A 25,865-nucleotide genomic window follows, 5' to 3' on the forward strand; every position below is an offset into this window, starting at 1 on the left:
TCATGTGCGCGCCGGGGGTTGGCACGGCGGGATGCGGGGGCGATATGGGGTCGATGATCAAAGACGCAATCGCCGCCGGAATTTACAGCGATAATGCGGCGCTTCGCCGCGCTGCGACAGGTGGGGCGGCACTTTGCACCATTACCGCCATCGACGGCAGCTTTTCGCGCAGGCTGGGCGCGCAAATGGCGATCGGTGCAGACGGAGCCATTACCGGCAGCATGGCCGACGGCTGTCTCGAGGCTGCGCTGACACACCACGCGGCAGAGGCGGCGGAAGAAGGAAAGCCGCGCTTTCTGCATTTCGGCGGCGCGGGCGATCCGATGGATCTGCGCCTTCCGTGCGGATCGCGCATCGCGGTGACGGTCGATCCCGCGCCCGACCGTGCGGCGGTGGCGGCGGCGGTGGCGGCGCTGGATGCGCGCCAATGTGCCGAACTGGCGGTGCCATTGGCCGATGGCGACATATTTCTGCGCCATTTCCGCCCCGAATTGCGCATCGTCGCCATCGGCACCGGTCCCGAACTCGCCGCGTTCGAGGCATTGGCCGCGGCACATGGCGCGATCGTCGATGCTGTCCGCCCGTTCGGCGAAGGGGGCGGCTGCGGTGTAGCGGATGGCCTGTCGCTGGGCGCCGCGCCCGACCTGCCGCTCGATCCGTGGAGCGCGGTGGTTGTGCTGTTCCACGATCACGAATGGGAACGCGCGATCATCCCGTGGGCGGTCGCCAGCGACGCATTCTATATCGGCGCACAGGGCGGCGCGCCCACGCGCGATATGCGGCTGGCGCATCTGGCGGCGCTGGGGCTGGCCGACAGGGCGGCGGGGCGGTTGCACGGGCCGGTCGGGCTGATCGAGCGCGCGCGCGATCCGGCGGTGCTGGCACTGTCGGTTCTGGCCGAGATCGTCGCGTTGTACGAGGTGACCGGCCCGTGAAAGCGCGCCGGTGATCGCGCCGCAGCGCATTTTCGCGGCGACGCTGGCGGCCGGACTGTCGCGCCGTTTCGGCGCGGACAAGCTGGGGCAGCGGTGGGGCGAGACGGATATTCTGGGCGCTTCGCTGGCTGGGCTGGACGGGTTCGACTGGCTGGAGCGCGCGGTTGTCGTGCGGGCAGGGCGCGCAATCACGGCGGGAAGGATCATCGCCAACGATCATCCCGAACGCGGCATGGGCCATTCGCTGGCCCTCGCGGCGCAAGCGGCCGACGCGGCGGGGGCGGATTTCCTGCTGGTCACTCTGGGCGATATGCCATGCCTGCGCGCGGCCAGTCTCAACCGCTTGTTGCAAGCCTGTCCCGACCGCGCCGATGCCATGGCATCGCTTTGCGCGCCCGGCGCGCCGCCCGCGCCGCCTGCCGTCTTTGGTCGGGGCTGGTTCGGGCGAATAGCCCGTTTCGACAACGACAAGGGCGCGCGCGATCTGTTGCGCGATCCCGCGAACGGGGCGGTTCTGGTGCCGCTCGACCCTGCCGAGGCCATCGATATCGACACGCCCCAAGATTTTGCCCGTCACCACGGTGACGAATAGCGCCGTGCCTGTCATCTACCGGTAAGATTTGCGAAATAGCGGAAGCATCCATGACTGACATCAACCGACGCCGCTTCCTTGCGGCCACCAGCGCCTTTGCAGGGCTTGCCGCCAGCGGCTGCACCACCACCCCGTCGGGCCCCGCCGCACCGCGCGCGCTGGTCTATGGCCAGCTGGCCCAGGACCCGCTGGGCGTGCTCGACCTGCCGCAGGGTTTTTCCTATCGCGTGATCTCGAAACTGGGCGATGCGATGGACGATGGCGGCACCGTGCCCGACCGCGCCGATGGCATGGGATGTTTCCAGCTGGCCAATGGCAAGATCGCGCTGGTCCGCAATCACGAGCTGAAGCCGAACCATGATGCGGGCGGCCCGCTGAACAGCGGGTTCGGGCGCAGAAAAGACGGCACCGTGCTGCCCGGCGGCACAACGACATTGGTGATGGACCCCGAGACGCTGGCCGTCGAAAAGCAATATCGCTCGCTGGCCGGCACGATCCGCAATTGCGCGGGCGGCACGACCCCGTGGGGCAGCTGGCTGACATGCGAAGAGGCAAAGCTGGACGATGTGACCGAACCCGGCCACGGCTGGGTGTTCGAAGTGCCTGCCGCGCATGAAGGGCTGGTCGATCCCGTCCCGCTCAAGGCCATGGGCCGATTCAATCACGAGGCTGCGGTGATCGATCCGGTCAGCGGCTATGCCTATCTGACCGAGGATCGCGACGACGGCCTGATCTATCGCTTCATTCCGGACGAACCGGGCAATCTGGCCGCAGGCGGACGGCTTCAGGCGCTGACGGGTATTGCCGACACGCGCAACTGGAAGGGCCGGATCACGATGAAGCCGGGTGAGCCGATCCCCGTCGGCTGGGTCGATCTGGACGATGTAGAGGCGCCCAATGACGATCTGCGCCTGCGCGGCGCGGCCAAGGGTGCGGCGCTGTTCGCGCGCGGCGAAGGCATTCACATGGGGCCGGACGTTTCCGGTCGCAGCGAAGCCTATTTCTGTTGCACCAGCGGTGGGGCCGCCGGATACGGACAGGTGTTTCGCCTGATCCCCGGCGCGGATGGCGATATGCTGGAACTGTTTTACGAATCGACCGACCGGCACGATTTCTTTTACGGCGACAATCTGACCGTATCGGACAGCGGCCATCTGATCGTGTGCGAGGACAGCTATGACGATGTGGTCGACAACCATATCCGCGGCATCACGCCCGAGGGCGCGGCCTATCCGATTGCGCGGCTGACGATGCAGACCGAACTGGCAGGAGCCTGTTTTTCGCCCGATGGCAAGACTTTGTTCGTCAATGCCTTCAGTCCGACAAGGACATTTGCGATCACGGGACCGTGGGTCGCCTGAAGAACATATAACGCCGGTATCGCAAAGGGCCTGCCGCCATGCGCGGCGGGCCCTTTTCCTATGCGCGGGCAGCTTTTGCCGCATGCGCGGAGCGGGGAAATGCGCCGGACGCACGCACCCTTGCGGGCACGTTCCATACATTGATCATGTTCGGAAAATGGAGCGGGCGAAGGGATTCGAACCCTCGACCCCAACCTTGGCAAAATCAAAATGCCCCTACGCCACGCTTGGAGATAGAACTATAATCATATAATAATCAATATCTTGAATAGATTATCACTACGCTAGCGGGGCCTTCGGTAGCCGTCAAAACGCCTTTTTTCTGCTTACGTATTGCTTACTTTTGGAGTATGCTCAATCCGCGTAAGCAAAGCAGGATGAACGATGACCAAGCTGACCAAGAGGGCGATTGACGCCCTGCCCATCCCAGCGAAGGGACAGACCTTCCATTGGGATAGTGAAACGCGGGGTTTTGGTGTTCGCGTCGGCGCATCCGGCACGAAAACTTTCGTCGTCCAATACCGCAACGTCGAGGATCGAACGCGGCGAATGAAGCTCGGCCGCTATGGCATACTGACTGTCGAGCAGGCTCGCGATCAGGCCAAGATCAAGCTCGGCGAAGTCGCGGCCGGTGTTGATCCCGCCGAGGAAGTGGCGCAGTCTCGCCAAGACCCCACAGTGACCGAGCTGTGCGACTGGTATCTAGAAGAAGCGCGAGCCGGGCGCATACTGGGAAGGCGCAATCGGCCGATCAAGGTATCAACGCTCGACATGGATGAGAGCCGCATCAACACGCACATCAAGCCCCTACTCGGGCACCGTGTCGCCCGCCGCTTGAAGATCGCGGATGTCGAGGCGATGCAGGCGGATGTTATCGCGGGAAAGACAGCGAAGCCGCGTGCAGGCGGACGCGGCGGTGTCGCCACTGGCGGAGCAGGCGTTGCGCCGCGTGTAGTGGGCACTCTGCAAAGCGTTCTATCTCATGCAAAGCATAAGGGGCTGTTAGCAGAGCATCCTACGAAGGGCGCTCGCAAACTCGCGAGCAAGAAGAAGAAGCGCCGGCTTAGTATCGCCGAAATCGAAGATCTTGGCGCGGCGATGGTGGTGGCCGAACGTAATGGCGAGAACCCGGTTGGGATCGCCATCGTCAAGCTGCTGCTGCTGACGGGCTTCCGCCGTCAGGAAGGGCAAGCGATGTGGCGCTCCTGGCTGCGTGCCGAGGGCGGCTATGTGGCCTTCCCCGATACCAAGGGCGATGAACAGGCGCGGGCTATCGGACCGGCGGTAGTTAAGCTGATCCAAGAGCAGCCGGTGATGGAAGGGAATCCGCACGTATTCCCTTCAGCGGAAACGACCGGTCCCATCACGACCGCGCCGACTTGTCTCGCCCGCTTGAGCGCCATCGCGAAGATCGAGGAAATTACGCCCCATACCCTGAGGCATACCTTCGGCAGCGTCGCGGGCGATCTCGGCTTTTCGGAGCTGACGATTGCCGCGATGCTTGGCCATGCCTCGCAGACAGTAACGCAAGGCTATGTGCATGTGGATGAGGCGTTGCGACTGGCTGTGAGCCGCACCTCCGCGGAAATCTCGAAAGTTTTGGAGCTTGGCGCCGAGCGCGCAGCATTGCGTCTCAGAGATGCTGCCTGACAAGCTTCATTGCCTATATGTTGCAGGCGCGGGCTGTTCGCCTTCCGAAAGTTGGGCACCTATCCATATCGACGAGGCGCTGAAGCTCGCCGTGCGGCGGACCTCGGACGAAATCGAGCGGCTGCTTGAAGAGGGAGTTGCAAGACTGGAAGCGATGCAGCTTGCCTCCTGACCGCCCAAGTAGGTTGAGCCAAAGGCTTTATGCACATTGATGCCCGCAAGGATCGCGCCGGGTTGCGCGCTGGGTAAATTGTGAGTGGCACCGAGCGCAGCAAACAAGTCCGCGTATCGCGGCCAGCGGCCCGTTCGGGCGGCAAGTTGATCAACGGGCTTGAGGCAAGTTGAGCCTATGCGAGCCAGAGTTACGCGTGACGCGAAGCAGGCGACCTTCCTGCTCGTCAGTCAGAAGGTAGAGTGCGCCGTCGGACCCGGCGCGGACATCGCGAATGCGCGCACCAAGTTCGGCGAACAATGTCTCTTCCTCGCCAGTGGGAACGCCGTCGCGCAACTTCCAGCAGGCGTTTACTGGCACTGGCGCAGATGGTGCCTGCGGCGCGACCTGGGCGTCCGCGCACTTGGTTACATCGAGATCTTTTCCAGAGCCGGGGGTGCTGACTGGCCTGCGATCCTCGACCTCCCCACATAAGGCGGCGCGCTGTCCCAAAAAAAATGGGAACAATCCCAAAATCGGTTGCAAATCACTTTCAACAATCCTATAAGGTTATCGCCGAAAACAGAGTAGCAGGGTGGTGATTCCTGCGCTCTCTTCCAAGAGAGTTCTGCCTTGTCCTCGGCGTCAACCTGGCAATTCGTCGGGGTTGGCGCAGAGGCTTCCGTTTGTCGGTCTCCCCGTGCGCCTGCCCCGATTGGGGGTATTCGCGCAAATGGTCTCAATCACAAAAACTCCGCTGCTGGAGCCGCTTACAAAAGCGGTGGCAGCCCTTTCCGTTTCCGGCCTGATTTCGGTCCTCGTCGCGGGTTTCACGGACGAATTTGCCCGAATCTGGGTGATCACTTTCCTGCTGGGCTGGCCGCTCGGCTCCCTCTTTGATCGGGCGGTCAGCCGTCTTGAAAGGGGGATGGCATGAGCGCCGCCGATCAGGAACTGCCGGAGCGCAGCCGTTTCGGGGGAAGCCAGACCCGGACCCTCATTGTCACCCTCGTGATCCTGGCCGTCGTCCTGGGCGGGCTGTTCCTGTGGCGCACGATGCGCACCGGGCAGCAACAAGGCTGGCAGCAGCAGGCGACGTCCGTCGCCGCGACCGTCGTGACGCCGCAAGACGTGCCGGCCGCTCTGCAAGCGGTCGGGGGCTTGCGCGCGGTTCGGGAGGTGACGCTCTCGCCGGAGATCGCGGGGCGCGTGACCGCCATCCGGTTCGAGGCCGGTTCGCAGGTCCGCAGCGGCGCCTTGCTGGTCCAGCTTTTCGATGGTCCCGAGACGGCCGATCGGCAGGCGGCCCAGGCCAGGGCCGCGTTCGCCCGCGTGCAGGTGTCCCGTTCCGAGGAGCTTGCGCCGACCGGCGCGGAGCCGCGCGAACTGCTCGAACAGCGCCGCGCGGAGCGGGACCAGGCGGTCGCCGCCGTGCGCCAGCTCGACGCCCGGCTCATCCAGAAGCAGGTGCGCGCACCCTTCTCCGGCGAGATCGGCATTCGCCGCGTCAACCTCGGCCAGTTCCTCAATCCCGGCGATGCGATCGCCACGCTGACCGACCTCTCCAGCCTCTATGTCGAGTTCGCCCTGCCGCAGCAGGAGCTGGGACAGCTGCGGCGCGGATCGAGCGTCACCGTCACCAGCGACGCCTTCCCCGACCGGACCTTCACCGCGCGCGTCAACGCGATCGAGCCCCAGATCGGCCAGGACACCCGCAACGTCACGGTGCAGGCGGTCCTGCCCAACCCGGACCGGGCGCTACGGCCCGGCATGTATGTGACGGCCGCGCTCGAGTTGCCGCCGCAGACCGGCGCGCTGGTCGTGCCCGCGACCGCGATCCAGACCTCCGCGCAGGGCGACAGCGTGATCGTCATTCGCGGCAAGGATGCACGTAAGGCCGGCAAGGCCGAGATCGTGCCAGTGCACACCGGCCGCCGTATCGGCAACAGCGTCGTCATCGCCGGTGGCCTGAAGCCCGGTGACGTCGTCGTCACCGAAGGGCAACTGCGCGTGCAGCCGGGCGCCGAGGTCAAGGTCTCGCGCCTCGTGAAGACGGAGGAGCGCTGAGATGGCCTTCACCGACATCTTCATCCGCCGCCCGATCCTCGCGATCGTCGTCAGCCTGCTGATCCTGCTCGTGGGCGTCAGTGCGATGTTGAGCCTGCAGGTGCGCCAGTATCCGCGCATGGAAAGCGCGACGATCACCATCGACACGGCGCTGCCCGGCGCGACGCAGGACGTCATGCAGGGGTTCGTCACCACGCCGATCGCACAGGCGATCGCGACCGCCAGCGGCATCGAGTATCTGACATCGACCTCGACCCAGGGCACAAGCCGGATCAGCGCCAAGCTGGTACTCAATGCCGATGCCGACCGTTCGATGACCGAGATCCTCGCCAAGGTGCAGCAGGTCAAGTTCCGCCTGCCGGCCGGCGTCACCGATCCGGTAATCAACAAGATCACCGATGGCGCCTCGGCCATCCAGTATATCACCTTTACCAGCGAGACCGTGCCGGCGCCGCAGATGGTCGATTTTGCGACGCGCGTCGCTCAGCCGCTCATCACATCCGTTCCGGGCGTCGCGTCCGCGCAGATCAGCGGCGGTGCTCCGCTCGCGATGCGTATCTGGGTGGACCCGGTCAAGCTCACGGCGCGTGGCCTTTCGGCCAGCGATGTCGCCACCGCACTGCGGTCCAACAATGTGCAGGCGTCGCCGGGCCAGCTCAAGGGCGCCAACACCGCCATCAACATCACCGCCGGAACCGATCTGCGTGATGTCGAGGCGTTCCGCACGATGGTCATCAAGACCGGATCGGACGGAATCGTACGGCTCGGCGACATCGCGACCGTCGAGCTCGGCGGCCAGAACTACGACGCCTCCTTCATCACGTCCGGCAAGCCGGCTGTCGCGATCTCCATTTCCCCGACGCCGGACGGCAATCCGCTGGAGATCGTCGAGGCGGTGAGGACACTGCTTCCCGACATCCAGCGAGTTGCGCCGCCCGGTCTCGAAGTCACCAACACGTTCGACGTGGCGCATTTCGTGAACGCGTCGATCGAGGAGGTCCAGCGCACGCTGATCGAGGCGGTGATTATCGTGATCGTCGTCATCTTCCTGTTCCTGGGTAGCTTCCGCGCGGTCATCATCCCGATCGTCACCATTCCGCTGTCGCTGCTCGGCACGGCGGCGCTGATGCTGGCGTTCGGCTTTTCGTTCAACCTGCTGACCCTGCTCGCCATGGTTCTGGCGATCGGTCTCGTCGTCGACGATGCCATCGTGGTGGTGGAAAATATCCACCGGCATATCGAGGAAGGCTTGAAGCCCTTCGACGCGGCGCTTGTCGGCGCGCGCGAGATCGTCGGGCCGGTGATCGCGATGACGATCACGCTGGCGGCGGTCTATGCGCCGATCGGGCTGATGGGTGGGCTCACCGGCGCGCTGTTCCGCGAGTTCGCGTTCACGCTGGCCGGATCGGTCATCGTCTCGGGCGTCGTGGCGCTCACGCTGTCGCCGATGATGAGCGGCAAACTGCTCCATGCCAAGCTGGGCGAAGGCAGGCTGTCCCAGGCGATCGAGCGCAACATGCACAGGCTAACGCAGGGTTATGCCCGACTGCTTGACAAGACCTTGGCCGCACGCGGCGCCGTGCTGATCGTCGGCGTCGCCATGCTCGGTGCGATCGTGGTGCTGTTCAGCGGCTCCCAGCGCGAACTCGCGCCGCCGGAGGACATGGGCTATGTCTTCGTCCAGACGAAGGCGCCGCAATATGCCAATGTCGATTATACCTCACGCTTCAACGCCGAGGTCGATGGCATCTTCCGCTCGCTGCCGGAGTTCGCAAGCAGCTGGTTCGGCACCGGCGGAGAGAACAATGCCAATGGCGGCTTCGGCGGTGTCGTGCTCAAGGAATGGGGCGATCGGACACGCAGCGCCGACGACATCCAGGGCGAGCTGACCGGACGCAGCGGCGCGGTCACCGGCGTCTATGCCACAACCTTCCAGGACAGTCCGCTGCCCGCCGGCAGTGGCGGGCTGCCCGTGCAGATGGTGATCCGGTCGGCGGATGATTATCCCGAGATCTTCCAGACGCTCGAAGCGATCAAGGGCGCGGCCTGGGGCAGCGGCCTGTTCGCCTTCGTCGACAGCGACCTCGCCTTCGACAGTCCCGAAGCGCATATCAGCATCGACCATGAAAAGGCAGGTCAGCTCGGCATCTCCATGGCGGAGATCGCAGACACGCTGGCGACCCTGGTCGGCGAGAACTATGTCAACCGCTTCAACTGGCACGATCGTTCCTATGATGTGATCGCCCAGGTGCCGCAGGAGCAGCGGCTGACGCCCGACAATCTCGGCCAATTCTACGTCAAGGCATCCTCGGGCAGCCTCGTGCCGCTGTCCACGGTCGCCAGCGTGGAGATCCGTCCCCAACCCAACAGGTTGCCCCAGTTCAACCAGATGAACTCGGCGACGCTCTCGGCGGTGCTGTTGCCGGGCGTGACGATGGGCCAGGCGGTCGACTTCCTCAAGAGCCAGCCGCTGCCGGCCGGCACCACGGTCGACTGGCTGTCGAACAGCCGCCAATATGTGCAGGAAGGCAACCAACTCACCATCTCGTTCGGCTTCGCGCTCATCGTGATCTTCCTGGTGCTCGCGGCGCAGTTCGAGAGCTTCCGCGATCCGCTGGTGATCCTGGTGACGGTGCCGCTCGCCGTGTGCGGGGCGCTGGTGCCGCTCTATCTCGGCTTCACCACGCTCAACATCTACACCCAGATCGGCCTCATCACGCTGATCGGGCTGATCTCAAAGCACGGCATCCTGATGGTCTCCTTCGCCAACCAGATGCAGCGGCAGGAGGGAGCAAACCGGATGGAGGCTATGCGGCACGCCGCCGCCGTGCGTATGCGGCCCGTGCTGATGACCACCGCCGCGATGGCGGCGGGCCTGGTGCCGCTGCTGTTCGCGGGCGGCGCGGGCGCCAACAGCCGGTTCGCCATCGGCATCGTCGTGGTCATGGGCCTCTTGATCGGCACCCTGTTCACCCTGTTCGTGCTGCCGACCATCTACACGCTGATCGCGGGCGACCACCGCCCCAAGGCGGATGCACAGAGCGACGAACTCCCGGCCGAAGGAGGTCTGGCCCATGCGTAAATCGAGACTCTCGCTCCTGCTCTTGCCGCTGCTCGCTTCGGCGTGCGCGGCCGGCCCTGCCTATAAAAGTCCGCTCAGCCCCCCGGCGGCGGCAGGGCCGTTCGTTACGGAGGCGGCCGGATTTGATCGCGCCGCCGAACTACCGGATGACTGGTGGCGGCTCTACCGCGATCCGGCGCTCGACGAGTTGGTGGCCAAGGCGCTGGCCGCCAACACCGATCTTCGCGTCGCCTCCGCCAATCTCGCAAGAGCCCGCGCGGTCCTGTCGGAAGCACGCGCCGGACGGCTTCCGTCCACCGACATCTCCGGCGGCGTCAGCTATGGCGACGGCGTCCAGGGCGCTGCCGGCCAGGGTGGCGGGCAAGGCGGAACGCCCGTCGGCGGCGATGCGCAATGGTCCCAGAATGCAGGCGTTGCCCTGTCCTGGGAAGTCGACCTGTTCGGGCGGGTGGGCCGCGCGATCGAAGCGGCGCGCGCCGACACGCAGGCCGTCGAGGCCGCGCGCGACGCCGTGCGCGTGACGGTGGTCGCGGAGACGACACGGGCCTATCTCGACGCTTGCGCCTCGGCCTATGCGCTGTCGGTGGCGCGGGAGTCGTTCGAGACCAGCAACCAGAGCCTGCGGCTCGTCACCGCGCAGGAGCGGGCCGGATCGGTCGGCAAGCTCGATGTCGAGCGCGCCGGTGCGGCCGCCGCAACCGCGCGCGCCGCGATCCCCGCGCTTGAAGGCCAGCGGCAGATCGTCCTGTTCGAGCTGGCGGCGCTGCTCGGCACCACGCCTGACCAGGTGCCGGAAGCCGCGCGCGCCTGCGCGGTGGCGCCCGAGCCGCTTGCCGCCATCCCAGTCGGCGATGGCGCGGCGCTGCTGCGCCGCCGGCCCGACCTTCGCGAAGCCGAGCGGACGCTCGCGGCCGACACAGCGCGGATCGGCGTGGCGACGGCCGATCTCTATCCCAGGATCAGCCTGGGCGGCTCCGGCAATTTCTTCCGCAACGATTTCGTGCGCGGGGGCGACAGCTTCTCCTTCTCGCTCGGGCCGCTCCTGTCATGGAGCTTCCCCAATATGTCGGTAGCGCGCGCGCGGCTGCGCCAGGCCGAGGCCCAGGGCGACGCCTCGCTCGCAGCGTTCGACGGCCGCGTGCTGACCGCGCTCAAGGAGGTCGAGCAGGCGCTGACCAGCGTCGCGACCGAACAGGAGCGGCTCGACGCCCTGCGCGAGGCGCAGGAGCGGTCGGAGCGTGCCTATCGCTTCGCCGATCTGCGTTATCGCGCCGGCTCGGTCGGCTATCTCGACGTGCTGGTGGCGCAGGCCGACCTGCTCAACGCGCGGACCGCTTACGCCACTTCCGTTCGCCAGCTCGCTTCGGTGCGGGTCGACCTGTTCAAGGCATTGGGCGGCGGGTGGCGCGACGTGCCTGTGACGGCCGACGCCAGCGGCGCGAGCCGGAACTGAATGGAGCAAGCCCCTCGGCATCCGATCGAGGACTCCCGCGTCCGGGTCCTCGTTTCGGGCCGGGGATACGGTCGCAACGATCGGGACGCGCTTAGACCATTGTCCAGGAAGGGATGTCATGTTCAGCAGTTTCAAGGTCATTGCTGTCGTCGTCGATGAAACGCAGCGTGATAACAATGTGGCGGACCATGCCGCGCGGCTCGCCAAGCGCCATGGCGCGCATCTGATTGCCATCTACAGTGCGGCCAACCCGGAGGTCTCGCTGAGTGGCAGCTATGCCGTCGGCAAGGAGGCGATCGGTGACGTCCTCACCCACATGCGTTCCGAGCACGACAGCAAGGTGCTCAAGGCAGAGACGTTTCTGGCGGAACTCTCCCATCGCTACGATCTGAGTGTCGAGTTCCGTTTGATCTGGCGACAGGGAGACGATCTCGATCTGACAGCGCACGCACTCCATTGCGACCTTCTGATCCTCGCGCATCCCATGCCCGAGCGCGTGTCGAGCCTGCGTCCCGATCAACTGTTGCTGAATGCCGGAACGCCGGTGCTGATCGTGCCCGCGCAATGGGAGGGAGCGCGTATCGGAAGCAGGACCGTGATCGCCTGGAACGGCAGTCGGCAGGCCCGCCGGGGCATCGTCGACGCCATGCCGTTCCTCGCGCGATCCGAATGGGTGAAAGTGCTGCTGGTCGATGCCGACCGCCATCCCGAGAAGCACGGCCCCTATCCCGGCACCGACATGGCCCACTATCTTGCCCGCCACGATGTCGAGGCCGTCGAGGTCGAGCGGATAGAGGCGGGAGATCAGTCCGTCGCCGAGGCGATCCTGTCCTTCACGGCCGACCAGGACGCGGACCTCCTCGTCATCGGCGCCTACAGCCACCCGCTCCTGTTCGAGATGCTGCTGGGCGGGGTGACGCGCCCGCTGCTGACCGACACGACCGTTCCGCTGTTGATCGCACTTTGATCTCTAGGTTGGGCAAATGCAGCCAGTAAGAATCTATTGTCAGGCGACGCGATTTGATTGAACTGCGACATCTTCGTTACTTAGTAGCGGCCGCCGAAGCTGGAAGTTTCAGCCGGGCTGCACGCGCACTAAATATCAAACAAGCAACGCTCAGCCGGCATATTCTAAATGTAGAGAAGCGGCTCGGTTTAGCGCTATTCGACCGAAGGACGCGCGGCGCCACACTTACGCGAGACGGCGAGACGTATCTTCGCACCGCGCAACGGATCGTGGACGAGTGGGAAGAACTGAACGCCTGGGTGCGTTCGACGCGCAATGGAGAGGCCGGCAGGCTGGGGGTGGGCTTCTATACCTCCTTTGCGGCCGAGAACCTGCGCGCCTCCCTGAGCGAGTTTGGCGAACGTCATCCCGAGGTGAAGCTGTGCGGGTTCGAGCGCGACCGCAAAATGCTGCTGGCCGGGATCGAAAACCGGGTGCTCGATATCGCGATTATGGTTGGCGAGTCGCCTTGTCCAGGGCTGCTTAACCGATCATTCTGGAGCGAGCGGATGATGGTGGCTATGCCGGAAGACCATCGCCTTGCAGCCTGTGAAAAGATTCACTGGGCCGACCTCATCGGTGAACGCTTTCTGCTGACGCAGCGAGATCCCGGTCCAGAAAGCTGTAACATGATCTTTAGTAAGCTCGGGATGCCAGGCTACTCGCCTGAGATCGACATGGAGGACATCGGGCGCGATACTGTCCTAAGTATTATCGCGCTCGGTATGCATATTTCGATTGTCGAGGAATCTACTCTCGGCATCCATGTCCCCGGCGTGGTCTTCCGCGAGGTTCACGAGACCAACGGCCACGCGCGGATCGGCTTTTCCGGCTATTGGCGCGAAGACAATGAGAATGCGGTGCTGCGCCGGTTTCTTAAGTTCGTCACCGCCCGCTATTCGATGCCGTCTGTGCCTGTGCCGCAACCATCGTCTCAGCAAACGGGAAAGGAGCCGTCATGACGCAAGGAAAGACACTCATTATCGTGCTGGTCACGCTCATCATCGGGTTCGGAGCAGGTTTCGTGCTGCGCCCGATCATCGTCCCCGTCGATCGGACAGCGATCGTCGCCGGCTCGCCTGCCGCCGCCCCGGCGCCGGCCGAGCCGCGCGGGACGCAATATTTCGCGGCGCATCTCGATGAAGCGCGGCAGGTCGTGGCTCAATGCGCGGAAGGGACAGTGCGGAGCGCTGAGTGCGCCAACGCGGAGCAATCCGTGATCGAAGCGGAAGGCCGGGAGCGTTTCAAGAAGTTCATGGGGAATTGAGGCGAGCGAACCAGCCTTCAATTCCCCTGCGTGCGGTGCCGGCGAAAGGCCCGGTCGGTTTCCATGAAGCGGGTGAGCATTGGCGCGACCAGCTTGTCGGGCGGGACCGGCGCTCCCCCGGTCTCGGCCGCGAGGGCGGCGGCATAGGCTTGCAAGTCGCGATGCACGGCGGCGGGCAGCTCCACCGAGAGCTTGACCGGCCGATCGTCGGCCAACGGCCCCAGCTTCAATTTGCTCATCGCGCGCCTCCGATCGGCTCCAATACAAGGTCGCGCGTGATAACCACGCGCAAAGGATGGCCCGGCCGAATGGTGAGCGTCGGCTGCACATTGAGCTGCCGACGCACGATCTGCTGGCCGGTCTGGTTGATGGTGTCTTGTGAGCCGCGGCGCAGCGCGCGGGTCAGGTCGTCCTCGCTGTCCGCGCCAAGCTCGGCCCCGACGCCGAGCAAGGTCGAGACGGCGGCGGCTTTGAGCAGATTGCCCCAATGCTGGTTCACGCGGTCCTGCAAGCCGGCGTATCCGGCCGCATCGGCGCCGGGCTGGCGCTCGAGAACGATCGAGCGGCCGTCCGGCAGGATCAGCCGATCCCAGGCCAGCAGCACGCGCGTCTGTCCGGCAGCGATCTCGCTGTCATATTCGCCGATCAGCCGCGCGCCCTGCGGAATGAGCAGGATGCGGCCCGTGGGGCTGTCATAGACGTTGGCCGTCACCTGGGCGGTGATCTGGCCGGGAAGGTCGGAGCGGATGCCGGTGATGAGTGCGGCGGGCACGATGCTGCCGGCCTGCACGATGTTGGGCGAGGCCGGCGCCATGAGCCGCTCGACGCTCACCGTGCGCGCATTGGACGCCTGCGCCATGAAGGCCCGCTTGGCGGCCTGGTCGCCCTGCGCGGCCGAGCCATCTGGTTGTCCTGGGGGCTGCGGAGCGGCAGCGTCCGGCGCTGCCATCGCGAGATTCGGCAGAGACGGCATTGCAGCGGCCCCGGCGCTGCTACCGCCGAGGAACACGCCGCTCATGCGGGCGGATTCACGTTCCTGCTCGGCGCGCTGGCGGGCGGCTTCCTCGGCCTGGGCGCGCGGATCGGGCTGGGCGCCGACCGGCGGGACCGGGACGTTCTCCCCGCGCTGCTGGGCGGAGACGATCGGCCCGCCGAGGTCGCCGGGAAGCGGCGCCCCAAGTTTCGGGACTTGGCCGTAGTCCTTCGGCCCCGAATTGATCGTCTCGGACGTGGCGCGGCCATCGGTGCTGTAAAGTTCCTTAGCCTCCTTCTCGCCGGGCGGCTTGAGCGCGTAGATCAGCGAGCCGCCGATGCCGAGGCCGGCGGCGACGCCCATGACGGCCAGCGCTTTGCGCGAGAGCCGCATGACACGGGGTGGCTCGCCGCGAAGCTGGAAGGCTTGAGGATCGGGGCGCGGCGTCTGCGGTGCGGGCGCTTCGGGCAGGGAATTGTCGGCGGGATCGCTCACGGCCGCCCCCTGCGCCCATCGTCCCGCACGATGCGGACGCGCTGCTCGCTGCGCCGGTCGCCCAGGCGCAGCTCGGCGGCGGCGAACAGCCGGTCCACCACCATGTAGCGGCCCTGCACGCGGTAATTGACCAGCTCGGCATCGCCGGCCGCGCCGGTCACGAACAGCGGCGGCATCTCGCCCTGCGAGATCCCGGCCGGAAACTCGATGAACACCTGGGCGGAATCGTCGAAGGCGCGCACAGGCTTCCACGGCACACGGTCGCCGTCGATCCGGTAGCGGAAATTGAGCGCGGACACGTCCACGCCGGTCGCCACTGGCGCGGCCGATGCAGCCGCCGCATTGCGTCCCTGCAAGGCGATCAGCGCGTCATGCGGATAGGTCCACGATACCGAGGCCATGTAGGTCGAAGCCGTCGCGCGCAGCTCCACATGATAGGTGCGCCGATCGGTGTTGATGATGAGGTTGGTGGCGATGTCGGGCCGCGTGGGCTTCACGAGAATATGCACGCGCGCCGTCGCGCCGCTGCCGCTCACCGTATCGCCGATGATCCACCTGACCGTATCGCCCGCCGCGACCGGCCCCGGCCCCACGAGCTGCTCGCCTTCCTGCAAGGCGATGTCCGTCACCTGGCCGGGCGCGGTATAGACCTGATAGAGCGCGCCCTGCGTCCAGGGATATTGCTGGATGGCGTTCACATAGCCGTCGCGGGTGGGCTGCACGCGGGCAGCGGCATTGGCCGCCCCGACGCGGCGGCGCGGATCGGCAGGCTCGGAAGTCGGCGCGCTGGCCGTCACCGGCTTCAATTGGCCGGGGAGCGGCAGCGGCTCGGGGATCGTCACCACCTCGACGGCACGCGGCGGCTGTGCGGCCGGCGTCGCTGCGATCTCGCGCGGCGGATCGTCGTAAGCGATTGCGGGCGGCTTCGCCGAAGTAGTGGCGCAGCCGGCAAGCGCGGCGGCGGAGACGAGCAAGGCCGCCGAAGCGGAGCGGCGGAAAGGCGTGGGCGTCATTGCGACAGCTCCTTTGACCAGTTGAGGGCGTTGACGAAGACGCCGAGCGGATTCTTGCGCAGCGCGTCGGGTGTGCGCGGCGGTTGCACGACGATGGTGAGAATGGCCGACCAGCGTTCGATGGCGGTGAGGCTCCCGTCCTGATAGCGCCGCTCGGTCCAGGCGACGCGGAAGCTGTCCGGCGAGGCGCGAATGACGCTCGACACCTCCACCGCGACCTGCACGCGGCCGACATTGGCGAAGGGGTCGTTGGCGCGGGCATAGTCGTTGAGCGCCATCGCGCCCCGATCGGTCGTGAAATCATAGGCTCTGAGCCAGTTCTGGCGGACGATGACGGGATCGGCTGGGATCGCCCTGACCTGCTCGATGAAGCGGGCGAGATGGAACGCGATCTGCGGATCGGTCGCGCGGTAGCCGCTTTCGGCCGGCGCGACCGCCTGCGCCTCGCCGAGCCGATCGACCTGCACCACCCAGGGCACGATATGGCCGCGAGCCGATTGCCAGACGAGGCCGGCGGCAAGACCGCCGGACAGCGCCAGCGCGCCGAAGAAGGCGAGGCGCCAGTTCTTCGCCTGCACGCGCGCGGCGCCGATGCGGTCGTCCCACGCCTGGGCGGCACGCTGATAGGGTGTCGTGGGTTCGGGGGTCTGGCCGTAGCGGATGGTGGGGCGTCGGAACATGGAGGGTCAGTCCTTCTCTTTGATGTCGGGACCGCCGCCGCCGCCGTGGCTGTCGCCCGCCTTCACCGTATGGGCGACGACGGTTGCGCCGTGGGTCATGGACTGGCGGCGTTTCATCGCGGCGGCCCATGTGGGTTGGGCGGACGCGCCGGCCGACGCGGAAGCGCCAGCGGGTGCGGCGGCCGGGGCAGCGGGCGCAGCCCCGCCGGTGATCGTGCCGCCGGTGGCGGTAAATCCAGCGCGGGCGCCCGAACGGAAGTTGGACTTAATCGCCTCGCCGCCCTTGGCGGCCGCTTTGCGCAGGGGCGAAAGGACAGCGTTCGCCGCGCTTCCCGCCGCCGCCTGGCCGACAGCGGCCATGCCGCCCGCGACAGCGCCCCCGCCGCTCTTGCCGAACGAACCGAGGCTGTAGGCGCTGGTCGCGCCGCCTGCCATCTGCGCGCCGCCACGGGCAGCAGCGCCGGTCATCCTGCCGGCCGCAACGACAGCGGAACCGGCCGCGCCGATGCCAAGCCGCGCCGCCGCAGCGCCGCCGATCAGCGCACCGCCTGCCGCCAGGGCGGTCCCCGCCGCCGCACCCGCGCCGAGCTGGGGACCACCCGAGACGATGCCGCTGGCGATGCCGGGACCAAAGATCGAAAGACCCAGCAGCGACAGCGCGGCAAGCGCGATGGCCATGACCTGGTTGATGTCGGGTTCCACGCCCAGCCCGGCGGCGGTGAACTGGCTGAACAGCGTCGTGCCGATGCCGGTGATGACGGCGAGCACCAGAACCTTGATGCCGCTGGAGACGACATGACCCAGCACCTTCTCGGCCATGAAGGCGGTCTTGTTGAAGAAGGCGAAGGGAAGCAGGACGAAGCCGGCGAGCGTCACCAGCTTGAACTCGATCAGCGTGATGAAGACTTGCACGGCGATAATGAAGAAGGCGAGGACGACGATCAGCCAGGCGATCAGCAGCACGAGGATCAGCGCGGCGTTGGCGAAGAACGCCCAAAGGCTGGAGAATTGCCCCGCCGCATCCATCAGCGGCTTGGCCGCCTGGAGTCCGGTGGCCGCGATCGTGCCGGGCTTCATGAAGTCGTCGATGGTCAGCGTCCCGCCGCTGGCCTGGAGACCGAGGCCGGCGAAGCTCTCGAACACGATGGTCGCGAGCAGCGGGAAATTGCCGATGATGAAGGCGAAGGTGCCGATATAGAGCGTCTTCTTGACGAGGCGTTGCAGCACGTCCTCGTCCGCGCCCCAGGCCCAGAACAGGCCGGCAAGCGTCACGTCGATGGCGATCAGGGTGGTCGAGAGGAACGCGACCTCGCCGCCGAGCAGCCCGAACCCGCTGTCGATGTAGCCGGTGAAAGTGTCGAGGAAGGTATTGATGACGCCGGTGTCGTTCATGGCGTCTTGTCCTGAGCGTCACCCTGCCGGAAGAAGCGGCGGCGGTTCGCGGCCCAGGCCGCTTCGCAACCGCTGTCGGGCATGGTAAGCGTGGCGCAGCGTTCCAGCTCGCTCGCCAGATGCTCGTCGCCTTCGCTGCCGGCGATCGGAATGATCTCGCGCGGCGGGGCCGGCCGCTCCCGCAGGCCGAGGATGCCGATTGCCAGCATCATGCCCGCGAGCGCGGCAATCCCTGCGATCTTCCCCGTCCGCGACATGGGCCGTCTCAGTTGCCCATGAAGCGGCGGAACCGCTCGCGCCCTTCGGCCTCCTCGGCGGCCTGCCGGGCGGATTCGAGCGCCTGCGCCCGGCCCTGCGCCGCGACGGCGGCGGTGAGGTCGGCGAGCTGCTGCGATTGGAGGGCGAGGAGCTGGTTGCCGGCCTGTGCCGCCTGAAGCGCGCCGGTCGCGGACTGGCTGGCCGAGACCAGGCTGTCCATCGTCGTGCGCGCGCCCTCGATGTTGCCGACGACGCCGGCCTGCACCTGCAAGGCATCCTGAAAGGCGCCGACACTATCCTCCCAGCGGGCATTGGCGTTGGCGACCATCTGCGCGTGATCGCCGGTCAGGGCCGCGCCCTTGTAGCGGGCGCCAAACGCCTGCTGGATGTCCTGCACGTCATAGGCGATGCGCTGCGCCTCGGAGAGAAGCTGCTGCGTGCGCTGAACCTGCTGCTGGAGCTGCTGGAGCGACGAGAACGGCAGCGAGGTGAGGTTGCGCGCCTCGTTGATGAGGCTCGTCGCCTGGTTCTGAATTTGCTGAATCTGGTTGTTGATCTGTTGCAGCGACCGGGCGGCCGTCAGCACATTTTGGGCGTAATTGGTGGGGTCATAGACGATCCCGCCGAATTGCGCGTAGGCCGGCATCGGCAGGGCGATCGGCACGACGGCCGCGCTGGCGAGGACGCCGGCCACGATGGCGCGGCGAATGGGGGGCAGTCTCATAATTCGATCTCCATGTCTGGCGTGAGGGGAAGCTGGTGCTGGCGGTCGGAGGCCGGTTCCGGCAGCAGCTCGACGGCCCAGGCGCAGCCGCGGTGCCGCAGCCATTCGGCGGCGAAACCGGCTTGCCCGTGGGCTTCTATGATCTCGGTGATGCGGAGCTGGTCGGACTTGGCCGAGGCGGCGGTGAAGGCCAGCGCGACCTCGCCCAGCCCCAGCTCGAACAGGCGATTGCCGCGCCTGCTTTGACAGTAATAATCCCGTTTCGGGGTCGCCCGGCTGAGGATTTCGATCTGCCGGGCGTTGAGCCCGAACCGCTCGTAGATGGCCGCGATCTGCGGCTCGGCCGCGCGTTCGTTCGGCAGGAAGATGCGCGTCGGGCAGGACTCGATGATGGCCGGCGCGATGCTCGACGTTTCGATGTCGGCGAGGCTCTGCGTCGCGAAGACGACGCTGGCGTTGCGCTTGCGCAAGGTCTTCAGCCACTCGCGGAGCTGCGCGGCGAAGTCCGGGCTGTCGAGGACAAGCCAGCCCTCGTCGATGATGATGAGCGTCGGCGAACCGTCCAGCCGTCCCTCGATCCGGTGGAACAGATAGGAGAGCACCGCGGCGGCCGAGCCGGCGCCCACAAGCCCCTCGGTCTCGAACGCCTGCACGTCGGCCTCGCCCAGCCGCTCGGCCTCGGCGTCGAGCAGCCGGCCCCACGGCCCGCCGATGCAATAGGGCGCGAGCGCCTGCTTGAGCTGCTGGCTCTGCAACAGGACCGCGAGCCCTGTCAGCGTGCGTTCGGCCGGCGGTGCGCTGGCCAGCGAATTAAGCGCCGACCAGATATGCTCCTTGGCCTGGGGATCGACCGCGACGCCTTCCGACGCGAAGATCGCCGCCAGCCATTCGGCCGCCCAGGCGCGTTCGGCGGGATCGTCGATGCGGGCGAGCGGCTGTAGCTGGACGCCGGTATCGGCATCATCGGACAGCCCGCCGCCGAGATCCTGCCAGTCCCCGCCCATCGCCAGCGCGGCAGCGCGGATCGAACCGCCGAAGTCGAAGGCGAAGACCTGGCCGTTCTCGTAGCGGCGGAACTGCATCGCCATCAGCGCGAGCAGGACGGACTTGCCGGCCCCGGTCGGGCCGACGATCAGCGTGTGGCCGACATCGCTGCCGTCCGGGTGAAGGGAAAACCGGAACGGGGTCGAGCCTTCGGTCTTGCCGTAGAGCAAGGGGGGAGCACCGAAATGCTCGTCCCGTTCCGGCCCCGCCCATACCGCTGACAGGGGGATCAGGTGGGCGAGATTGATGGTGGAGATCGGCGGTTGCCGGACATTGGCGTAGGTGTGGCCGGGAAGTGAGCCGAGCCATGCTTCAATGGCGTTCATGCCCTCGGGGATCACGGTGAAGTCGCGGCCCTGAATGACCTTCTCGACCAGCCGCAGCTTCTCGGCCGCTATGGCGGGGTCGCGGTCCCACACCGTCACCGTCGCCGTGACATAGGCCATGCCGGCATAGTCGGCGCCCAGTTCCTGCAATGCGGCGTCGGCGTCAGCGGCCTTGTTGGAGGCGTCGCTGTCGAGCAACGTGGACGCCTCGTTCGTCATCACTTCCTTGAGGATCGCGGCGACGCTCTTGCGCTTGGCGAACCATTGGCGGCGGATGCGGGAGAGCAGCTTGGTCGCGTCGGTCTTGTCGAGCATGATCGCGCGCGCCGCCCAGCGATACTCGAAGGCGAGCCGGTTCAGTTCGTCCAGCAGGCCGGGGAATGTGACGCTGGGGAATCCCGTGATCGTCAGCGTGCGGAGATGATGGTCGCCCAGGCGCGGTTCGAGTCCGCCAGTGAGCGGCTCGTCGGCGAGCAGCGCGTCCAGATGCATCGGCGTCTCGGGGACGCGCACGCGCTGGCGCCGGGTCGAGATCGTGCTGTGCAGGTAGGTCAGCGTCTCGCCGTCGTCGAGCCAGCGGACCTCGGGCACGAAGCCTTCGACCAGATTGAGAACGCGGTCGCTGCGATCGGTGAAACTCTTGAGCAGCTCCCACGGATCGACGCCGGACGTTGACCGGCCCTCATAGAGCCATCCTTCGGCCCGCGCGGCTTCCTCGGCCGGCGGCATCCAAAGTAGCGTCAGGAAATAGCGGCTCTCGAAGTGCGCGCCTTCCTCGCGAAACTGCTCGCGCCGCTCCATATCGACCAGTGCCGAGACCGGATCGGGAAACGCAGCTTCGGGATAATCGAGCGCGGGTGTGCGCTGCGCCTCGACGAAAATCGCCCAGCCGGAGCCGAGCCGGCGCAGCGAATTGTTCAGCCGTGCGGTGGTCGCCACCAGCTCGGCCGGGGTGGCACTATCGAGATCGGGGCCGCGGAATTGCGCCGTGCGCTGAAACGAGCCGTCCTTGTTCAGCACCACGCCTTCGCCGACCAGCGCGGCCCAGGGCAGGAAGTCGGCGAGGTGCGCCGCCTTGTGGCGGTATTCGCGCAAGCTCATCATGGCTGCATCCATGTCGGGAAACGGAGGTGACGGCGCGCGACGTCCACGAACTGCGGGTCGCGCCGCGCTGCCCAAACGGAGATCGCGTGGCCGATCGCCCAGATGACCAAGCCGGCGATCCACAGGCGCAGGCCGAGGCCGATGGCCCCCGCCAGCGTGCCGTTGACGATGGCGAGCGCCCGCGGCGCACCGCCGAGCAATATCGGCTCGGTCAGCGCCCGGTGGACCGGCGCGTAATAGCCGGGGATCGGCTCGACAGGATCGCCGGCGCCGTTCACGCGATCAGCGCTCCGCCGCCGAAGCTGAAGAAGCTGAGGAAGAAAGAGCTGGCCGCGAACGCGATGCTGAGGCCGAACACGATCTGGATCAGGCGGCGGAAGCCGCCGGACGTATCGCCGAACGCCAGCGTCAGGCCGGTCACGATGATGATGATGACCGCGACGATCTTCGCCACCGGCCCCTCGATGGATTCGAGGATGGACTGGAGTGGCGCTTCCCACGGCATCGACGAACCGCCGGCATGGGCTGGGACGGCGAAGGTCAGCGCGAACGCGCTGGCGGTGGCGGTGAGCATGGCGCGGCGTGCGCCATGCCGAAGGGCATGGATCATGGCAGGTCTCCCGGTTGGGTGGTGGAAAGCGGAGTGAGGCGGTAATCGCCGGTAGCGGGATCGAGACCGCTGACGCGGGCCAGCTCAGCGAGCCGGCGGCCGTGCGCGTCGCGGACCAGGACGGCGATTAGGTCGATAGTCTCGGCGAGGAGCGCTCGCGGCACCGTAACCACGGCCTCCTGAATGAGCTGCTCCATACGGCGCAGCGCGCCGAGCGCGGTGCCGGCGTGGATCGTGCCCACGCCGCCGGGGTGCCCCGTTCCCCAGGCTTTCAGGAGGTCCAGCGCCTCGCTCCCGCGCACCTCACCGATGGGGATGCGGTCGGGGCGCAGACGCAGCGAGGACCGCACGAGATCGGACAGCGTGACGACGCCATCCTTGGTCCGCATGGCGACGAGGTTCGGCGCGGCGCATTGCAACTCGCGCGTGTCTTCGATCAGGACGATGCGGTCGGCGGTCTTGGCGACTTCGGCCAAGAGCGCATTGACCAGCGTGGTCTTGCCGCTGCCGGTCCCGCCCGCGACGAGGATGTTGGCGCGCGCGGCGACGCCCTGGCGGAGCGTTTCCGCCTCCGCCGCCGACATGATCCTGGCGGCCGCATAGTCGTCGAGCGTGAAGACCGCGACGGCGGGCTTGCGGATGGCGAAGGCGGGCGCGGCGACGACGGGCGGCAGCAGCCCCTCGAACCGCTCGCCGCCTTCGGGCAGCTCGGCCGAGACGCGCGGGGACCGGGCATGGACTTCGACGCCGACATGGTGGGCGACCAAGCGGACGATGCGCTCGCCGTCCGCGGCGGCCAGCGTGATGCCGGTGTCGCTGATGCCTTCGCCGAGCCGGTCCACCCACAGCCGGCCGTCCGGGTTCAGCATCACTTCGATAACGGCGGCATCGTCGAGCCAGGCCGCGATCGACGGCCCCAACGCCGTGCGCAGCATCCGCGCGCCACGTGTCTTCGCCTCGGAACGGATCGGGTGGACGGTCAAGAAAAAGCCCCTGGTGAGGGCCGGGCGAACCGCCGCCCGGCGTCAGGGGCACATCAAGAGAGACAGAAAAGACCGGGCTTCAACAAGTAAACGCGGGCGTCGTAGGCTGGCGAAGAACGACAGGGAGCAGCGTAGGCCGCTCATTCTTCTTGAGGCGGCAAGTCCTCACTGATTTCCTGTCTGACCTTCGGCCCCTTCGCGAGTCGGCGGCCGAGCGCATCCATGAAGGCATCGTAGCGGTCGCCGCCCTGCCGACGCATCGCGGCGCGCTCGCTCTCGGGTGGCGGCGGGGTGTTCGACAGCCAGAAGCGGACAAACATCGCGACCATCTCGACGCCGATCCCCGTGTCGCGCTCCAGCCGGGTCAAGCGCCGGTCCAGCTTGTCGAGCCGCTTGGCGATGGCGGCCTCGCGCTGCTCGTCGGCATCGGGCGACAGGAAGGATGCGATAGCGGCCTCGGCGATCAGCGAACGCGATTGCCCGCGCCGATCGGCATAGGCTTCAAGCGCGTCCTTGAGGTCGGGATCGAGATAGACCGACAGGGGGGATTTCGTGGTCATAGCTCGATGCCGTCGTCGGGATCGAGCGACGCCTGGCGGGCCACGCGCTGCATCTGGCGGCGCACCGCCGCCTGCCGCGTCGCGTCGCTATCGGGATCGGGCTCGTCCAGCTCGAACTCGTTGGCGGGCGCTGGCCGGGGCGTCGGCGCAATGTCGATATGGTGCTCCAGCGCCGGCTCGCGGCGCAGGTCCGCATTGTCGGCATCGTCCTCGGCATCCGCCTTCCTGGCGGCCTTTTTCTTCTTGGGCTTCTTCGGCGCTCCATGCTCGATCGGTTCGGGCATCGGCGGCGCCTCGATCGGCGCCAGGCCGCTCCAGTCGTCGGGGCGCGGCGGGCCGCCTCCGACATTGCTATCGGGCGGCGACATCACCCGCTGCGTGAACCGCCGGTCCTTGAAGTAGCGGACCTTCTTCGCCCGGATCGGCGGGATGCCGGCGACCATGACGATCTCATCGTCGGGCGGGAGCTGCATGATCTCTCCGGGGGTGAGAAGCTGGCGGGCGGTCTCGGAGCGCGACACCATCAGATGGCCGAGCCAGGGTGAGAGGCGATGCCCGGCGTAATTCTTCATCGCCCGCATCTCGGTCGCGGTGCCGAGCGCGTCCGATATGCGCTTGGCGGTGCGCTCGTCGTTGGTGGCGAACGACACGCGCACATGGCAATTGTCGAGGATCGCGTTGTTCGGCCCATAAGCTTTCTCGATCTGATTGAGGCTTTGGGCGATGAGGAAGCTCTGGATGCCGTATCCGGCCATGAACGCCAGCGCGCTCTCGAAGAAGTCGAGCCGGCCGAGCGCGGGAAACTCGTCGAGCATCAACAGCAGCCGGTGGCGCGACCGCCGCGCCTTCAAGTCCTCGGTCAGCCGGCGCCCGATCTGGTTGAGGATGAGGCGGATGAGCGGCTTGGTGCGCGAGATGTCGCTGGGCGGCACGACGAGGTAGAGCGTCACCGGCAGCTCGCCCTCGACCAGATCCTTGATGCGCCACTCGCAGGTGCGCGTGACCTGCGCGACGACGGGATCGCGATAGAGACCGAGGAACGACATGGCGGTCGAGAGCACGCCCGATCGTTCGTTGGCCGATTTGTTGAGCAGCTCGCGCGCGGCCGAGGCGACGACGGGATGGACGCCCGCCTCGCCCAGGTGCGGCGTCGTCATCATCGCCCATAGCGTGCTTTCGATCGGGCGGCGGGGATCGGACAGGAAGGCGGCGACGCCGGCCAGCGTCTTGTCGGCCTCGGCGTAGAGCACATGGAGGATCGTGCCGACCAGCAAGGCATGTGAGGTCTTTTCCCAATGGTTGCGCTTCTCCAGCGAACCTTCCGGGTCCACCAGCACGTCGGCGACGTTCTGCACGTCGCGCACTTCCCAGGCGCCCTTGCGGATTTCAAGAAGGGGGTTGTAGGCGGCCGACGCGCCATTGGTCGGATCGAACAGCAGCACCCGCGCGTGCTGGGCGCGGAAGCCGGCGGTGAGCTGCCAGTTCTCGCCCTTGATGTCATGGACAATGGCCGAGCCGGGCCAAGTGAGCAGCGTCGGCACCACCAGCCCCACGCCCTTGCCCGATCGCGTCGGCGCGAAGCACAGCACATGCTCGGGACCATCGTGGCGCAGATAGTCGCGCCCGAGCCGACCGAGCATGACGCCGCTGTCGCCCAGCAGCCCGGCGGCGCGCACTTCGTTGCGCCCTGCCCAGCGCGCCGAGCCATAAGTCTCAGCGTTCTTCAGCTCGCGCGCGCGCCAGACCGACATGCCGATGGCGACGACGATCGCGGCGAACCCGCCCGACACGGCGATGAACGCGCCGGTCTGGAATATCTCCGGCGCATAGGCGTCGAAAGAAAACCACCACCAGAAGAAGGCCGGCGGCGGATAGACCGGCCAGTCGCCGAGCATGAACCACGGCGCCCCAAGCTCGGGCTGATAGGCGAGCGCCGCGGCCGTCCATTGCGTCGCGGCCCATATGGTGCTGAGCACGATCAGGAAGACCGTGAATACCTGACCCCAGAGGATTTTGGTTGCCGACATGGCATCGAAGTCGATGCGTGCCGGACATCAAATCAAGCCGCTGTTATTATAGGGGAAAGTCTAGCGTAGAAATACAGGGAATAGCGTAGTTACGCCCATGACTGGCTGTCTA

Annotated in this window: 26 protein-coding genes; 12 read left to right on the forward strand and 14 right to left on the reverse strand. The window is 66.6% G+C overall.

Annotated features, from left to right (window positions below):
- Nucleotides 1-53: 53 nt before the first annotated feature.
- From LOZ77_RS16190 to LOZ77_RS16210, 5 genes are all read left to right on the forward strand, one after another.
- The gene (locus tag LOZ77_RS16190) at nt 54-935 is read left to right on the forward strand and encodes an XdhC family protein (RefSeq protein ID WP_230279998.1); all 882 of its coding nucleotides are present in this window, start codon (nt 54-56) and stop codon (nt 933-935) included.
- A gap of 10 nt (nt 936-945) precedes the next feature.
- Nucleotides 946-1,527 carry an NTP transferase domain-containing protein gene (locus LOZ77_RS16195; RefSeq protein ID WP_230279999.1) on the forward strand — a complete coding sequence of 194 codons (582 nt, stop codon included), beginning with the start codon at nt 946-948 and terminating at the stop codon, nt 1,525-1,527.
- A 50-nt stretch (nt 1,528-1,577) separates the two neighbouring features.
- Nucleotides 1,578-2,888: an alkaline phosphatase PhoX gene (locus LOZ77_RS16200; protein WP_230280000.1), complete on the forward strand. Its 1,311-nt coding sequence runs from the start codon at nt 1,578-1,580 to the stop codon at nt 2,886-2,888.
- Nucleotides 2,889-3,272: 384 nt separating this feature from the next.
- Nucleotides 3,273-4,538 carry an integrase family protein gene (locus LOZ77_RS16205; RefSeq protein ID WP_037487098.1) on the forward strand — a complete coding sequence of 422 codons (1,266 nt, stop codon included), beginning with the start codon at nt 3,273-3,275 and terminating at the stop codon, nt 4,536-4,538.
- Nucleotides 4,528-4,710, forward strand: a complete 183-nt coding sequence (locus LOZ77_RS16210) for a hypothetical protein (protein WP_037487100.1) — start codon at nt 4,528-4,530, stop codon at nt 4,708-4,710. The genes LOZ77_RS16205 and LOZ77_RS16210 overlap by 11 nt, the downstream gene beginning before the upstream one ends.
- 150 nt (nt 4,711-4,860) lie before the next feature.
- Here the strand turns inward: LOZ77_RS16210 and LOZ77_RS17995 are convergent, their stop codons facing one another.
- Entirely contained in the window at nt 4,861-5,070 is a 210-nt protein-coding gene (locus LOZ77_RS17995; RefSeq protein WP_370638089.1) for a PQQ-dependent sugar dehydrogenase, read from the reverse strand.
- Nucleotides 5,071-5,422: 352 nt separating this feature from the next.
- Between LOZ77_RS17995 and LOZ77_RS16220 the strand changes: the two genes are divergently transcribed.
- The 7 genes from LOZ77_RS16220 to LOZ77_RS16250 all read left to right on the forward strand — a co-directional run bounded on the left by LOZ77_RS16220 (nt 5,423) and on the right by LOZ77_RS16250 (nt 13,564).
- A complete protein-coding gene (locus LOZ77_RS16220) occupies nt 5,423-5,626 on the forward strand; it encodes a DUF2798 domain-containing protein (RefSeq protein ID WP_150113460.1) in 204 nt (67 codons plus the stop codon).
- Nucleotides 5,623-6,756, forward strand: a complete 1,134-nt coding sequence (locus tag LOZ77_RS16225; protein WP_051585709.1) for an efflux RND transporter periplasmic adaptor subunit — start codon at nt 5,623-5,625, stop codon at nt 6,754-6,756. Before LOZ77_RS16220 ends, LOZ77_RS16225 begins: the two co-directional genes overlap by 4 nt.
- Before the next feature lies 1 nt (nt 6,757).
- Nucleotides 6,758-9,838, forward strand: a complete 3,081-nt coding sequence (locus LOZ77_RS16230; protein WP_037487106.1) for an efflux RND transporter permease subunit — start codon at nt 6,758-6,760, stop codon at nt 9,836-9,838.
- Complete coding sequence (locus LOZ77_RS16235; RefSeq protein WP_037487108.1) at nt 9,831-11,291, forward strand: efflux transporter outer membrane subunit; 1,461 nt, start codon at nt 9,831-9,833, stop codon at nt 11,289-11,291. The genes LOZ77_RS16230 and LOZ77_RS16235 overlap by 8 nt, the downstream gene beginning before the upstream one ends.
- A 118-nt stretch (nt 11,292-11,409) precedes the next feature.
- Entirely contained in the window at nt 11,410-12,258 is an 849-nt protein-coding gene (locus LOZ77_RS16240; protein ID WP_037487111.1) for a universal stress protein, read from the forward strand.
- Nucleotides 12,259-12,311: 53 nt separating this feature from the next.
- On the forward strand, nt 12,312-13,259 hold the full coding sequence (locus LOZ77_RS16245; RefSeq protein ID WP_230280001.1) for a LysR family transcriptional regulator: 948 nt from the start codon (nt 12,312-12,314) through the stop codon (nt 13,257-13,259).
- Entirely contained in the window at nt 13,256-13,564 is a 309-nt protein-coding gene (locus LOZ77_RS16250) for a hypothetical protein (protein ID WP_037487114.1), read from the forward strand. Before LOZ77_RS16245 ends, LOZ77_RS16250 begins: the two co-directional genes overlap by 4 nt.
- Before the next feature lie 17 nt (nt 13,565-13,581).
- Here the strand turns inward: LOZ77_RS16250 and LOZ77_RS16255 are convergent, their stop codons facing one another.
- From LOZ77_RS16255 to LOZ77_RS16315, 13 genes are all read right to left on the reverse strand, one after another.
- Entirely contained in the window at nt 13,582-13,803 is a 222-nt protein-coding gene (locus LOZ77_RS16255; protein ID WP_037487118.1) for a DUF2274 domain-containing protein, read from the reverse strand.
- Entirely contained in the window at nt 13,800-15,032 is a 1,233-nt protein-coding gene (locus LOZ77_RS16260) for a TrbI/VirB10 family protein (RefSeq protein WP_037487120.1), read from the reverse strand. The genes LOZ77_RS16255 and LOZ77_RS16260 overlap by 4 nt, the downstream gene beginning before the upstream one ends.
- On the reverse strand, nt 15,029-16,045 hold the full coding sequence (gene trbG, locus LOZ77_RS16265) for a P-type conjugative transfer protein TrbG (RefSeq protein WP_230280002.1): 1,017 nt from the start codon (nt 16,043-16,045) through the stop codon (nt 15,029-15,031). The genes LOZ77_RS16260 and trbG overlap by 4 nt, the downstream gene beginning before the upstream one ends.
- On the reverse strand, nt 16,042-16,725 hold the full coding sequence (gene trbF, locus LOZ77_RS16270; protein WP_037487123.1) for a conjugal transfer protein TrbF: 684 nt from the start codon (nt 16,723-16,725) through the stop codon (nt 16,042-16,044). The genes trbG and trbF overlap by 4 nt, the downstream gene beginning before the upstream one ends.
- A 6-nt stretch (nt 16,726-16,731) precedes the next feature.
- Entirely contained in the window at nt 16,732-18,117 is a 1,386-nt protein-coding gene (gene trbL / locus LOZ77_RS16275) for a P-type conjugative transfer protein TrbL (protein WP_037487124.1), read from the reverse strand.
- Entirely contained in the window at nt 18,114-18,374 is a 261-nt protein-coding gene (trbK-alt, locus tag LOZ77_RS16280; protein WP_037487126.1) for a putative entry exclusion protein TrbK-alt, read from the reverse strand. Before trbK-alt ends, trbL begins: the two co-directional genes overlap by 4 nt.
- Before the next feature lie 8 nt (nt 18,375-18,382).
- Nucleotides 18,383-19,099 (reverse strand): P-type conjugative transfer protein TrbJ, encoded by a 717-nt coding sequence (gene trbJ / locus LOZ77_RS16285; RefSeq protein ID WP_037487127.1) that lies wholly within the window; start codon nt 19,097-19,099, stop codon nt 18,383-18,385.
- Nucleotides 19,096-21,573 carry a conjugal transfer protein TrbE gene (gene trbE, locus LOZ77_RS16290; RefSeq protein WP_230280004.1) on the reverse strand — a complete coding sequence of 826 codons (2,478 nt, stop codon included), beginning with the start codon at nt 21,571-21,573 and terminating at the stop codon, nt 19,096-19,098. Before trbE ends, trbJ begins: the two co-directional genes overlap by 4 nt.
- Entirely contained in the window at nt 21,570-21,851 is a 282-nt protein-coding gene (locus tag LOZ77_RS16295) for a VirB3 family type IV secretion system protein (RefSeq protein ID WP_230280005.1), read from the reverse strand. The genes trbE and LOZ77_RS16295 overlap by 4 nt, the downstream gene beginning before the upstream one ends.
- Entirely contained in the window at nt 21,848-22,183 is a 336-nt protein-coding gene (locus LOZ77_RS16300; protein ID WP_370638029.1) for a TrbC/VirB2 family protein, read from the reverse strand. The genes LOZ77_RS16295 and LOZ77_RS16300 overlap by 4 nt, the downstream gene beginning before the upstream one ends.
- Complete coding sequence (trbB, locus tag LOZ77_RS16305; RefSeq protein WP_230280006.1) at nt 22,180-23,166, reverse strand: P-type conjugative transfer ATPase TrbB; 987 nt, start codon at nt 23,164-23,166, stop codon at nt 22,180-22,182. The genes LOZ77_RS16300 and trbB overlap by 4 nt, the downstream gene beginning before the upstream one ends.
- 140 nt (nt 23,167-23,306) lie before the next feature.
- On the reverse strand, nt 23,307-23,726 hold the full coding sequence (locus tag LOZ77_RS16310) for a CopG family ribbon-helix-helix protein (RefSeq protein ID WP_230280007.1): 420 nt from the start codon (nt 23,724-23,726) through the stop codon (nt 23,307-23,309).
- Nucleotides 23,723-25,753: a conjugal transfer protein TraG gene (locus LOZ77_RS16315; RefSeq protein ID WP_230280008.1), complete on the reverse strand. Its 2,031-nt coding sequence runs from the start codon at nt 25,751-25,753 to the stop codon at nt 23,723-23,725. The genes LOZ77_RS16310 and LOZ77_RS16315 overlap by 4 nt, the downstream gene beginning before the upstream one ends.
- Nucleotides 25,754-25,865: the final 112 nt, after the last annotated feature.

This window comes from Croceicoccus sp. Ery15 (assembly GCF_020985305.1).
GTDB lineage: Bacteria > Pseudomonadota > Alphaproteobacteria > Sphingomonadales > Sphingomonadaceae > Croceicoccus.